Source organism: Clostridium hominis (assembly GCF_014287825.1).
Lineage (GTDB): Bacteria > Bacillota > Clostridia > Clostridiales > Clostridiaceae > Clostridium > Clostridium hominis.
In genome coordinates this window covers 573624-586276 of the sequence record NZ_JACOOO010000004.1, presented here as the reverse complement: position 1 = coordinate 586276, position 12653 = coordinate 573624, and the positions used below count along the sequence as shown (strand labels likewise).

12 protein-coding genes are annotated in these 12653 nt (G+C 29.0%); 10 read left to right on the top strand and 2 right to left on the bottom strand.

Annotated elements, in window-relative coordinates; translation table 11 throughout:
• Positions 1 to 32: 32 nt before the first annotated feature.
• On the top strand, positions 33 to 479 hold the full coding sequence (locus H8S20_RS04365) for a hypothetical protein (protein ID WP_032120097.1): 447 nt from the start codon (positions 33 to 35) through the stop codon (positions 477 to 479).
• Between the two features lie 69 nt (positions 480 to 548).
• Here the strand turns inward: H8S20_RS04365 and H8S20_RS04360 are convergent, their stop codons facing one another.
• Both H8S20_RS04360 and H8S20_RS04355 read right to left on the bottom strand, forming a co-directional pair.
• Complete coding sequence (locus tag H8S20_RS04360; RefSeq protein ID WP_186859373.1) at positions 549 to 818, bottom strand: hypothetical protein; 270 nt, start codon at positions 816 to 818, stop codon at positions 549 to 551.
• 95 nt (positions 819 to 913) lie between these two features.
• The gene (locus H8S20_RS04355) at positions 914 to 2422 is read right to left on the bottom strand and encodes an alpha/beta hydrolase (RefSeq protein ID WP_186859372.1); all 1509 of its coding nucleotides are present in this window, start codon (positions 2420 to 2422) and stop codon (positions 914 to 916) included.
• 181 nt (positions 2423 to 2603) lie between these two features.
• Here H8S20_RS04355 and H8S20_RS04350 point away from each other — a divergent pair, with 181 nt between their 5' ends.
• The 9 genes from H8S20_RS04350 to H8S20_RS04310 all read left to right on the top strand — a co-directional run bounded on the left by H8S20_RS04350 (position 2604) and on the right by H8S20_RS04310 (position 12651).
• On the top strand, positions 2604 to 3542 hold the full coding sequence (locus H8S20_RS04350; RefSeq protein ID WP_186859371.1) for an AraC family transcriptional regulator: 939 nt from the start codon (positions 2604 to 2606) through the stop codon (positions 3540 to 3542).
• 193 nt (positions 3543 to 3735) lie between these two features.
• Complete coding sequence (locus H8S20_RS04345) at positions 3736 to 5136, top strand: PTS sugar transporter subunit IIC (RefSeq protein ID WP_186859370.1); 1401 nt, start codon at positions 3736 to 3738, stop codon at positions 5134 to 5136.
• An 11-nt stretch (positions 5137 to 5147) separates the two neighbouring features.
• Entirely contained in the window at positions 5148 to 6491 is a 1344-nt protein-coding gene (locus tag H8S20_RS04340; RefSeq protein ID WP_186859369.1) for a 6-phospho-beta-glucosidase, read from the top strand.
• Between the two features lie 231 nt (positions 6492 to 6722).
• The gene (locus H8S20_RS04335) at positions 6723 to 7319 is read left to right on the top strand and encodes an RDD family protein (RefSeq protein WP_186859368.1); all 597 of its coding nucleotides are present in this window, start codon (positions 6723 to 6725) and stop codon (positions 7317 to 7319) included.
• A 67-nt stretch (positions 7320 to 7386) separates the two neighbouring features.
• Entirely contained in the window at positions 7387 to 8169 is a 783-nt protein-coding gene (locus H8S20_RS04330) for a MurR/RpiR family transcriptional regulator (protein WP_186859367.1), read from the top strand.
• Between the two features lie 176 nt (positions 8170 to 8345).
• A complete protein-coding gene (locus H8S20_RS04325) occupies positions 8346 to 8600 on the top strand; it encodes a hypothetical protein (protein ID WP_186859366.1) in 255 nt (84 codons plus the stop codon).
• Between the two features lie 546 nt (positions 8601 to 9146).
• Positions 9147 to 9959, top strand: a complete 813-nt coding sequence (locus H8S20_RS04320; protein WP_186859365.1) for a glucosaminidase domain-containing protein — start codon at positions 9147 to 9149, stop codon at positions 9957 to 9959.
• 231 nt (positions 9960 to 10190) lie between these two features.
• A complete protein-coding gene (locus H8S20_RS04315; RefSeq protein ID WP_186859364.1) occupies positions 10191 to 11039 on the top strand; it encodes a GGDEF domain-containing protein in 849 nt (282 codons plus the stop codon).
• Entirely contained in the window at positions 11029 to 12651 is a 1623-nt protein-coding gene (locus H8S20_RS04310) for a DUF2334 domain-containing protein (RefSeq protein ID WP_186859363.1), read from the top strand. Before H8S20_RS04315 ends, H8S20_RS04310 begins: the two co-directional genes overlap by 11 nt.
• Positions 12652 to 12653: the final 2 nt, after the last annotated feature.

The following is a 12653-nucleotide window of genomic DNA, read 5'->3' as shown; positions in this document are numbered from 1 at the left end:
TGGTTGTAATAATACATATTGGGAGGATTTTTATGAAAAAATTTACTGGTATTATAATAGTTTTTTTATTAATATTTAGTCTTATTGGATGTGACAAATATATCAGGGATAATAGCCCAGGCTCCATAACAGAAATTACATTAGATGAGTCACTAGAATTAGCTAAGGAGGAAAAGGAAAGCATAATACTTTATAGCATAACTACATGCAATGATTGTATAAAGCTAAAGGAAGTGTTGAATAATTACTTGAAAAATCATTCGGTGGAAATAAATGAAGTTGTTTTAGATAATGAAGGTACAACTGATGAAGAAATTCAAAGTAATAGAAGAAAAATAAATACTATATTCTCAGAGTTTAATGCGGTTCCATCAATGTATTATTTAAAGGATGGAAAAGTTATTGATGAGGCTATTGAAATAACTACAGAAGAAGAATTAGATGAGTGGGTATTGAAAAATATGCTAGATAAAAAATAAATAGTACTTAAATATTATTTTAATATAAGAAATTTTAAGCCTTGTGCAATAAAGCACAAGGCTGATTTTTTATCCCATAAACATGAATGTATGACAAGTAAATACTGAAGCTACTTGCATGAAGCATAGTAATGAACCTACTATGATTCCAGGGATATATGGGTTATTACAATATTTAGCTAAACGACGTAGTAGAAGCACTGCTACTGGGAATACTGGTATTGCATTAATCATATATGTGAATGTAAATGGTGCTCCAAATATATTTGGTTGGAATCCTGTTTTTGCAAATAGGTAGTATCCGATAAAAGTAATAGTAAATGCAGGAATCATATTCATAAATGCAAAGAATAAATCATTTAATAATATTGGTTCTTTACCTATCTTAGAGTAGTAAGCTGAGTTTATAGCAATACTTACAGCTATACCAAATACTAAGAAGAATGGTAAGTAAAGAATAAGTATAAATGATCTAATCTCATTTCACGCATACCCCATAGGTAGAATCTTAAATCTATTTGGAATACGTATTGAGCAATATATAAAACAGCTAGTACACTTAATACTCCAATTACAGCTAGTAAAAGTGATTTTAAGAAGTCTTTAATTGAGATTCTTACACCCCATGACTTTAATGTATCTCCTTGCTTTCTAGCATATAAGTAGTATGAACCAAATGAAGTTATTAACATGAATATACCATTTGCTAATGACCATAGTGCATAGATATTAGTAGTTTGCTGTGCTAAAACTTCTGTAGCAAAGTATCCATAACCTTTTTTGAATATAAATGATACGCTTAAGAATGCAAATGCACAGTTAGCTATAGTTAATACCCAGAACCATATCTTTCCTGTCTTATTAGGAGCAGGTCTTAATTGTTTGTTATCTTCAGCTTTTAAGCTTGAGAAGAATTTAGTTTTTGTTAATGTTGCAATAGTAAATACGCAAATTGCTAATGCTCCAAATAATCCTAAAACAGAAGCAAGGGAGTAGAAATTCCAAATTTGCATACCACCAACTTCGTAGTTAGGCGCAACAAATGATTCTTGGAAGAAGTCTACAACAGCAGCTACTGCACCATTACCACCTTGTGGCTTAGGATGAATTTCATCTGCTTTTGTAATACGACGAATAACTTGTTTTCCATTCATATCAGTAGTATAAGTATGTCCAGGAATTACTTTAACATCTGTAAGTGTGCTTGGATCTTGCCCAAAGCTTACAAAAGATTTAGCTTCATTTGAATCTAAGAATTGTTGTGCAGGAACAGGTGCTCCATTTGCATCTTTAGTGCTAAAGTAAACATGGTCATAGTATGTATAGTAAAGACCTACATTACGATCTCCATAAATATTTACCCAGTTTCCTTCGAAATCTGTAAACATTGGGTTACTTGCAACTAAATAAACAGCAGATATTACTGGGTTTCCACTCATGTTGTCTAATGTAACACTCATATTTGTAGCATTACCACCCATTGAGTGACCAGCTATACCTATTTGATCTAAATCTACATAATCTAATTCGGATACATATTTTACTGCAGCGTAAACTCCATATGCATCAGCGTTCATATCAGTAAAGAATGTTTCATAAGGTGTTATATCAGAACCACCGTGGTTTAACATGTCAGGTGTAACAACTACGAATCCACGACGTGCTAGTTCAAGAGCATATTGAGCATAGCACTCTTTTGTTGTTGATAAACCGTGGGCAAATACAACAGCAGGTGCTTTATTATCAGCTGTTGCAGCCTTTGGGCTATATATTCTAATACTTACGTTATCTCCAGAACGTGTTTGTACAGTAGTAGTTTCAATTTTAACTTTTCCAAAGTTACTTAAAAGTAGGTTAGCACTAACAGCACATAATAAAGTGAAAATAATTGATAGAATTAGTCCTCGTATTGCTGTAAGTTTAAATTTAGATTTTTTCTTCATAATTTATCCCCCTATAGTTATAATTAAAACGTTAACATTTCATGTATAAATTATACAAGGGAAGTTAGTTTATAAATATGATTAATTTTATAAGTTAGTATAACAATCTTGCACTTATGGCAAAAAGATTATTTTAGCTTTAAGATAGTTAGTTATAATATTTAGTAAGGGGGACGTAATTATGAGTGAAAAGTTAGAGGTTATTTATTATCCAAGTATAGATAATATGAAGTTATTTGTTGTTGATATAGAATATAGATCACCGCATACTCACCCAGAGATAGAAGTTCTATTTGTTTTTAAAGGTAATCCTATTTTTATAATTAATGATGAAAAATTTGAATTCCATCAAGGAGATATTATCATAATTAATAGTAATGAAAAGCACGAAATAATTTCAAGCAATGAAACATCAACTTTTTTAGTATTAAATATTTCTACTAAGTATTTTGAGGGATATTTCTCACAAATTAATCAAATTACATTCAAAGGACACTGTACATATAGCCCAAAGCATAAGTTACTGATATATACTTTTTTAAATCTTGCTAGACTTTACATAGAAAAATCTGATTTTTATAAAGTTAGATGTGCAAGCATGATAAATATTATGTTTGTTTATTTATTAGACAATTATTCAAGGTATGATATTTATAATGATAAAAGCCAAGATAGTTGTCAAAATAAACTTAGGTTAGGAAGAATTATTAATTATGTAGAAGAAAATTATTATGATAAGATTTCACTAAAAGATATGGCTGATAGGGAAGGGGTATCTGTATATTTCTTATCAAGATTTATTCATAAGTATTTAGAGTTAAGCTTTCAAGATTATTTAACATTTGTAAGGTTTAATCATGCTAGAGAACTTATTCTTACAACTGATATGAAGTTAGTAGATATTTGCTATCAATGCGGATTTTCAGATTATCGTTATATGACTCAGGCGTTTAAGAAATATTGTGAGTGTACACCAAAGGAGTTTAAGTTAAAAGCAACTACTTTAATGACACCAAAAGGTTTTTTAGGAACAACTAGTCAAAGAATATATAACAATGATGAAGTATTAAATATAATTGAAGATACAATTAAGTATTATAATTTAATAGAACCACGTTAAAATAATTAAGAAATAGCTTATAAAATTAGCTCTATGCAAATTGCATAGGGCTTTTTTCATAAGGAAAAGGAATAAAACTTACATATGGAAGAATTTGTTTTTCAGTTTGTGGAAATTTTTTCTGGTGTATGGAAAAAACGAAGTTGATATAAGTATATTTGCTATAATAACTCACGAAAGGAAGTGAGAATTTATGAATAAATTTAATCAATTTGCAGATAAGTATTTAGTACCTATTGCAAATAAAGTTGGTACACAAAGGCACATTCAAGCAATTAAGGATGGTATGACAGTAGCTATTCCATTATCAATTCTTGGAGGTATGTGCCTAATCGTTGCAACACCACCATTTACAGCCGAACAAGTATCAGGAGAGGGTATCATTAGTAAGTTATTATTAGGATGGTATACTTGGGCAAAAGCTAATGGTGATGCATTAAAACTACCGTTTAATATGACAATGGGATTAATGGGGTTATTTATTGTATTTTCGATTGCATATAGTTTAGCAAAACATTATAAGATGCCTGAATTAAATGCATCAGTTATTTCAACAGCAGTATTTTTATTAGTATCTGCACCAACAACAAAGGCAGTAACTTCTAACTTAATTGTTGATGGAGCTACAGCAGCTGATTTGTTAAGTAAACAGGGTAGCTTTTTATCTACATCATTTTTAGATGCCAATGGAATATTTACAGCTATTATAGTTGGTATTGGATGCGTTGAAATAATGCATTTCTTATTAAAGAAGGATATAAGATTCAAAATGCCAGACGGTGTTCCGCCTGCAATAGCATCTTCATTTGATTCAATAATACCACTATTTACTTGTGTAGCTATTTTCTATTCAGCTTCACTTATTGTTCAAAACTTAAGTGGTGAATTAATTCCTAAGATGATTATGACAGTACTTGCACCTGCAATGTCAGGGTTAGATTCATTAGTAGGAATATGTATGATAGTAATTATAGCTCAAATATTCTGGTTCTTTGGATTACATGGGGCTAGTATAACACAGTTTGTAAGATTGCCATTTATGCAAATGTATTTAATGAATAATATAGCAGCATATGAAGCTGGACAACCTATTGTTCACTTCTTCACTCAACCATTCTGGTCATATATCATAAACCTTGGTGGTGGGGGAGCAACTTTTAGCTTATGTTTCTTACTAGCACGTAGTAAATCAGTTCAGCTTAAGCAATTAGGTAGATTAGGAATTGGACCAGCTATCTTTAATATTAATGAACCAATCATATTTGGATTACCATTAGTATTAAATCCAATTATGATGATTCCGTTTATATTTGTTCCTGTTGTTAACTCTATTATTGCATATGTGTGTATGGCTACAGGAATAGTTGGAAAAGGGATAATTGAAACTCCATGGACAACACCAGCGCCAATAGGAGCTGCCTTAGGATGTATGGATATTAAAGCAGGAATAATGGTATGTGGATTAATAGTATTAGACGTATTTATGTACTACCCATTCTTTAAGTTATTAGAAAAGCAAAAATTAGAAGAAGAAAATGGTAGTCCGGAAGAAGATGATAATCTTTTAGATAAAGATATATTTACAACAGCATAGGAGTGATTGAGATGAAAAAAGGATTAAAGATTGTTACAATTGGTGGAGGATCAAGTTATACACCAGAAATTATAGAGGGATTTATTCAAAAGAAATTAGAAGGTAAATTACCTATTGAGGATTTATACTTAGTAGATGTTGAAGAAGGTAAAGAAAAGTTAGAAATAGTAGGAAATTTAGCTAAACGTATGGTTGAAGAATCAGGTGCTGGATTTAATGTACATTTAACTTTAGACCGTAGAGCAGCTTTAAAGGATGCTGATTTTGTAACTACTCAATTTAGAGTTGGTTTATTAGATGCTCGTATCCGTGATGAAAGAATTCCACTAAAATATGATTTAATTGGACAAGAAACTAATGGTGCTGGTGGATTCATGAAAGCAATGAGAACTATTCCAGTAATCTTAGATATCTGTAAGGATATTAGAGAGTTATGCCCAGATGCTTGGTTAGTAAACTTCACTAATCCATCAGGAATTATAACTGAAACAATATTAAAGCATGGTGGAGTTAAAGCTATAGGATTATGTAATGTTCCTCTAGGAATGCAAGTTAAATGTGCTAAATTATTTGATGTTGATCCATCAAGAGTTTATGTTGAGTTTGCAGGATTAAACCACTTTGTATTTGGTCGTAAGGTATATGTTGATGGAATTGATAGAACTCAAGAAGTTATCGATAAGATGAAGGATGGAAAAGAAATTTCAATGAAAAATATTCCTAACTTCTCATTCCCAAGTCATATTCTTGATGCAGTAGGAATGATTCCAGCTGGATACTTAAAATACTACTATACTAGAGAAAAGATGGTAGAAGATTGTAAACGTGCTGCTAATGAAGAAGGCACTAGAGGAGAAGTAGTTAAAAAGGTAGAAGATGAACTATTTGAATTATATAAGGATGTAAACTTAAAAGTTAAACCTAAGCAATTAGAGCAACGTGGAGGAGCTCATTACTCTGAAGCTGCAGTAAACTTAATTGATTCATTATACAATGATGATGGTGCCGTTCACTTTGTTAACGTTAGAAATAATGGAACAATAAGTGACCTACCAGATGATGTTGCTATAGAATGTTGTTGTTCAGTACACAAATGGGGAGCTCAACCATTTAACTTAGGTCATTTAGAATTAAGTATGCGTGGACAAGTTTCGTTAATGAAAGCATATGAAGAGTTAACAGTTCAAGCTGGGGTAAATGGTGACTATAACTCTGCTATTAAGGCATTAGCTATAAATCCATTAGTAAATGATGGAGACAAGGCAAAGGCAGTATTAGATGATATGTTAATAGCTAACAAAGATTATTTACCACAATTTAAAGAAAAAATTGCTGAGTTAGAAGCTCAAAGATAGTATACATAAATAATAGAGTAGTATATATCTAATATACATAGAAGTAATATCTATGATATATGCAAAGGTAACAATTTGATATTAAGAGATATTAAGATTAGAAGGGATAATTATTAAATGATTATCTCTTCTATTGATATATTAAGGTATAGCTCTATTAGAACCTACTATCTAATAGAGCTTAAAGTGCAATTAGGAATAAAATATAGTTATATATAGGAGAAGTTAATTATGGGAAAACAACAAAAGAATCAAAAAGGGAATAATAAGATTTTTAGCACAAATAATGGGTATGATATAGGGAAGTTAAGGGCTAGAAGGTTTGTTGCGATGATTATAGATTGGTATATCACATCTATGATAGCAGCTATTCCTGTTACTTTTTATTTTAATAAAGAAACTTATATTTCTGCCGCTGATTTTCAGTTAGCAAATTATGACTTAAACATTGCGGTATTTTTAGGAATATTTGCTGTACTTAGTGGAATTATTTATTATGCTATCATACCAATGTTTATATTTAAGGGACAGACTTTAGGTAAGAAGTTATTAAAAATAAAGGTAGTAAAACAAGATAAAAGTGAAGTTGATGCTAAAACGATTTTAATAAGAGAAGTGTTAGGAAGCACATTATTTGAAGGAGGAATTGTTACTACTGCAATTTATTTAAGACAGCTTGTACAATTATTCATTCCATTTAATATTTTCACACCATGGACTTATTTAGCTTATATAGTAACTATTATTTCTATAGGAATTGCTTACTTTAATAAAGATTCATTAACTATACATGATAAAATAGCAAAAACAATATTGATAAAAATTTAATTACTTAAAGATTTTTTATTCCTTTTATGGTATATATATACTATAAAGAGGAATGGAGAAGATAAAAATGTTCAATTTGATAATAATTTTGCTATCTACAGTAAATAGTGAACCAATTGATTCAAATAATTATAAAATTGCTAAATTTCTGTTAAATAATATAACAAATTTAGAAAAATGCACAATATGCGGATTAGCGAAAAAATGTTATGTTTCAGTTTCAAGTATATCTAGGTTTTGTCGAGATATTGGACTAGAAGATTTTAATGAATTACGGTGTCAAATAGCAAAATATTCTGAAGCATCAAGCCATGCTAAGCAGAAGTTTTATTTTAATGGAATTGAATCAGAAGATATTACAGCAGTATATATCAATGAGGTTATAGTAAATTTAGAAAGAGTCAAAAATAGTATTAAAGCAGAAGAGATAGAAGAGTTAGTACATGATATATATAATTTTAAAAAAGTATCAGCCTTTGGATATCTACAGTCGCAGCATGTTGCTTTAAACTTACAAACAGATTTATTTACTAATAATAAGTTTGTAAATACAGCTATGAGGTTTGCAGATCAAGTTGATTATATTAATAATGCTAACGAGGAAGATTTAATTATTATCTTTTCAGAGTCAGGCAGTTATTTTAAGCGAGCTTATGAAGATAGAAACCCATTTAGGAGAAAAAATAAGCCTAAGATATACTTAATTACAAGTAACCCTAAGGTTAGGGAATTATCTTATGTAGATAAAGTAATTATGTATGAGTCAGGAAATGACTATTCATCTCATCCATATCCTTTAAGCGTTATAGTTAGTCTAATATGTATTTCGTATTCTAAGTTTTTGGCTTAGGATTTAATAGTTCCTCAAATATATAAGGTATAATAAAGTTTAAATATAATATTATTTTAAAAGAAAATATTACATAGATAACATAAAAATAGGAGCACTTTTGTGCTCCTATTTTTATATTAAGGAATATCATATAGTAAAGATTTAAATATTATAAGATAGGTGAAGAGATTAAAATGTCTAAAGGTAAAAAAATTGTAATTTGGAGTATAGGAGTATTATTTACTATAGTTGTTACTTCTATAGTAGGGGAATATTTTTATTTAAATAATTTGTTTAATAAAATGGTGAATGTAGAAATAAGTAAAACTAGTATTGGAATTACAGAGGAGGTGGAAGAAACTTTATCTAAATATAGAACAAGAAAGGTTTCCTTTAGATGGATATTGCCAAGGACAAATGATAGGTGGAATATACTATTTAGTATTTGATAGAGAAACAGCGGCAAATCAAATGCGCAATTATATATTTGAAGATACTAAGTTTTGGTAGGAATAGTTAGTATCGATTTATTTATGTTGATAGATAAAATGATCGGCAACTAAGATTAGAAAGTTATAAGAAAAAAGCTTCAATTTGTATAAAGAAGTTACACAAACTGGTGGATAAATTTCATAATAAAAGTAATAAATAATGTAAAATTTATGCATAAAAACTACGTAATTTGCCATTACGTAGTTTTTAATTTAAGGCGAAATAAAGCATAAAAATAAGTGTGTTCACAAAAAGTTCACAAATTTGATTGTCAAAATATTATCTAATATGTGAGGCTCCATATATTGATTGTGAAAGCGTAATCAACAATTTGTGGATAATGATTATTTTTTAATAATTTTAGCAAAGTAGATTTGACAAGAGGTTTTATATGTGTTTAAAATAACAACTGCGATAAATAAGACAGTATTTAGATTAATTTTTATTCTAGAAAAGGAGTGTTATTTATTATAATTGTATCAAAATTTCTATGTGCTATATACATGATGACTTTATTATCAGGAACTAATAGCACAGTAGAAAGCACATTAGAACCAGTAACAGGGGTGAGGAATCTCACTGTAGAAAGTAAGAGTAGATATAATGATTCTTTAAAGGTATATGAAAGCGAAGTTGAGGATGGGACAACTAAAGCTAGCGTAGTTATAGATATACCAGGCGAAGCAGATAGTAATACTGATACTAATATACAAAAGGTTAATGGAATTCATAATATTAATGATGAATATGACTTATTAGAATCAATGAATAATTTAAAATTAAATGTCAGTGATAGAGATGAGTTACTTAAGGAATTATTCGAAAAGAAAGATATAGATAAAGAAATAATATATAATCCATACAATTTAAGAGAAAAGAGTAACTTATCAAGAGAGCAAATATACAGTTTGCTAGAAGGATCAAATTTACAAGTATTATCGGACTCTTATTATGAAATGGAAAGTAAGCATAATGTAAATGCAATATTTTTAATGGCTCTTAACATGGAAGAGTCAGGTCACGGAACGTCTGATTTAGCGTTATTAAATAATAATATCGGAGGTGTTAAGTCAGCGACAGGGGGATGGGCGACCTTTAATGATTGGAATCATTCTCTAGAGTATATAACAAATCTTATAGACGAAATGTATTTGTCTGAAGATGGAGCATATTACAATGGGACGAGTATCTATGATGTAAATGTTAGATACTGTGAGGGTAATCAGTGGGCATATAATCTAAATACTATTGCTATGGAGTTACTAGAAAGGGTTAACTCTATGGAGGCTAATTATATAGAAAATTTACAATTATAAATTTTCTATTCTAAATTAAGGCGGAAACTGCTTAGGCAGTTTCTTTTTTTTTGAAATTCCTACTGGGAAATTTATTCTTAAATCTATAATTTAGAATTTTTAATTATAAATTATTTAAGTGGGTAATATGACGGAAAAAGTCGTAAAATAATACTAATACTAGAATTAAATTAAAATAATTAAAAAAATATGATAGAATTAGTCTAATAGTATTATGGAGGATAACTAAAGATGAATAAACTTTCGATTAGAATTGATTCTTACTTTTTAAGTTTGATATTAGAGTTATTTATAATATTTTCATTTTTTATACCTTATAGAAATGAGAATAATGGAATATTAGATTTTGTTATGCTTTGTATAACGTTCTTTTCTGTAATGATAACTTATGCGGGGGGGATTGTTATTGGCTTAATTAGTGCTTCAATGACAATATTTATTTATGCAAGTTACATATTTTACATGAACTTAGTTAAAGGAGTTAGTATCGATATTATTTCATATCTTTGGATGATTTCAATACCAATAGTAACCCTAACTACTGGAAAGCTACAAAGTAGTATAAACATTATTCAAGAGAAAAATAGGAAATTAAAAGATGATTATGAAAACTTAGTTACTATAGATGAAGCAACTGGTTTGGGAAATGTAAAGTTATTTTATAAGGCACTTGAAAAGGAGATTAGTAAATCTCTTAGACATAAAAGTAAATGTACATTAATGCTAATTAAACTACCTTATTATAAGGAAATAAAAGATATTATTGGAGTTGAGGGAACTAATGTCTTAAAGAGATCTGTAAGGGATGTTATTATAAGTTCAGTAAGAAATGAAGATGAGATTTATACAATAGGACATGATACCTTAGCTATTATAATGCCTAGCACTGAAGTTGAAGGGGCTAAGGTTGTAAAAAATAGAATAAAAGATAAAATAGCAGATCTTAATTTAAAAATAAAAGAGAAGAAGGATGGAGTTAGTGTAGATACTAAAATAGCTATTTTAGAACATGATGACAGTATTAAAGACGCTGTAGATTTTAAGATAAGAGCGGAAGAGGAGCTTCAATATGATGTATAAAAAGGTTACTATATCAGCTCTAATAGTGCTAATAGTATTGAATATATTGACAAGTGTTGTATATGCTGATTCAAAAAGAGACACATCGGCATTAATAATCTATGAAAATGAAAATAGGTTTAGATATGATGAGAATATTGTCAATCACTTAAAAGAACTTTTATATGTTTTTAATAGCGATGTAAGTGAAAGAGATATTAATTCATATGAACAGGGAGAGATAAATAAATATGATTCTGTCTTTGTGATAAATATTCAAAATGATATAGTAAATAATCAGTTCTTAGAAGATTTATCAAAGTATGAAGATAAGATTTATTGGATAGGAGATAAAATACAAAACTATTTAGAGTATAGTAATAAGTATGATCTAAGATATAGTTCTCAAAATAATAATATAACTGAACTAATATATAAGGAAAACGAAATAGTGATAGATGTAGGATACTCTTTTAATATAGTAGAACCATCAGCGAAATCCAGTACCATTGCTACAATGAGTGATGGTTATAATTTCTATCCATATATAATAAATGAAAAAAATCTTTATTATATATCAAAGTGGGATTTAGAAAATGGATATATCTTTGATGATTCTTTAAATGACTTTTATGACATTAAAGAGTTTAAGGAAGGGAAAATTTTCGTAAGAATAGAAGATGTACATCCATTTAGAGATACTGATACCCTAAAAGAAGTAGCTGATTATTTATATTCTGAAAATGTACCTTTTATAATAGCTTTAATACCTACTTTTCTAGACCATGAAACTAAAACTATTAATACTTTGGACATGGTACCAGAGTTTGTTGAGACTATTAAGTATATGCAATCTAAAGGTGGTACAGTTATACTTCATGGATATACTCATCAGTTAGGAGAAGAGGAAATAAGTGGTGAAGGATATGAGTTCTGGGATATAGAAAATAATGTGCCCATCCAAGAGGATATGGAAACTTACATAAGAGATAGAGCATTAAGTGGACTAAGGTTATGTATAGAAAATGGAATTTATCCTTTAGGGTTTGAAGCACCACATTATGCCATGAGTATAGATGGGTACAAGGTTCTAAAGAAATACTTCTCAACTTATATAGGGCAATTTCAAAATAATAATGAAAAATTTGCTACTAGCACCTTTCCATACATTATAAGAGGTAGTGATGCTTTCAATACATTTATTCCAGAAAATTTAGGTTACGTAGATAAAGATGATATTTTCACTGTAGAAAAAATAAAAGAGAATTTTGAAAAATTATCTATGGTAAGAGGATATACTGGAGGTTTCTTTTATCATCCTTATTTAGATATAAATTACTTAAAAGAGTGTATAAGCTTTTTTAGAGATAAAGATGTTAAGTTTTTAGATTTAAAGTCTATGGATAATTACGTGAAGATTGATGATATAAGCATAGTATCTAAAAATGGGAAGATAGAGTGTAGTTATGATGAAAGTAAAGCAAAACCTAAAAATGAAATATCAAAATTTGATTTAGTTATAAAGGATATAAATGATGTAGTAATAATATTTATAACAGTAGTTTTAGTATTGTTCTTTGTGATTTTTATTATCTTTAGAAGAATAAACACTAGAAAATTTAAAAGGAGATAAAA